The following is a 921-nucleotide window of genomic DNA, read 5'->3' as shown; positions in this document are numbered from 1 at the left end:
GGGGTGATGGCGTGCCTTTTGAAGAATGAGCCTGCGAGTTAGTGCTGTGTCGCGAGGTTAACCCGTGTGGGGTAGTCGTAGCGAAAGCGAGTCTGAATAGGGCGTTGTAGTGGCACGGTCTAGACCCGAAGCGGGGTGATCTACCCATGGCCAGGTTGAAGCGTGTGTAAGAGCACGTGGAGGACCGAACCCACCTAGGTTGAAAACTGGGGGGATGAGCTGTGGGTAGGGGTGAAAGGCCAATCAAACTCCGTGATAGCTGGTTCTCCCCGAAATGCATTTAGGTGCAGCGTTACGTGTTTCTTTACCGTGGTAGAGCTACTGGATGGCTGATGGGCCCTACAAGGTTACTGACGTCAACCAAACTCCGAATGCGGTGAAGTGAGAGCGTAGCAGTGAGACTGTGAGGGATAAGCTTCATGAGTCGAGAGGGAAACAGCCCAGAACATCAGCTAAGGCCCCTAAGCGTGTGCTAAGTGGGAAAGGATGTGGAGTTGCTGAGACAACCAGGAGGTTGGCTTAGAAGCAGCCACCCTTGAAAGAGTGCGTAATAGCTCACTGGTCAAGTGATTCCGCGCCGACAATGTAGCGGGGCTCAAGTACACCGCCGAAGCTGTGTCACTCCATACTTTTGTGTGGGGTGGGTAGGGGAGCGTCGGGCATGTGGTGAAGCCTGGGTGGAAACCATCAGGTGGAGCGTGTTCGAGTGAGAATGCAGGCATGAGTAGCGAATGGCGGGTGAGAAACCCGTCCGCCGAATGATCAAGGGTTCCAGGGTCAAGTTTTTCTTCCCTGGGTGAGTCGGGACCTAAGGCGAGGCCGACAGGCGTAGTCGATGGACAACGGGTTGATATTCCCGTACCGGCGAAGAACCGTCCATATCGAAGCGATGATGCTAACCACCCCAACCACACCAGACCA

1 rRNA gene is annotated in these 921 nt (G+C 55.2%); it reads left to right on the top strand.

From position 1 onward, the window contains the following. Positions 1–921: ribosomal RNA gene (locus MHJ63_RS09830) — 23S ribosomal RNA — on the top strand; the annotation flags it as partial.

This window comes from Pseudoglutamicibacter albus, assembly GCF_022346425.1.
Lineage (GTDB): Bacteria > Actinomycetota > Actinomycetes > Actinomycetales > Micrococcaceae > Pseudoglutamicibacter > Pseudoglutamicibacter albus.
The sequence above is the reverse complement of the archived record's forward strand: the minus strand, read 5'-3'. Positions and strand labels throughout refer to the sequence as shown.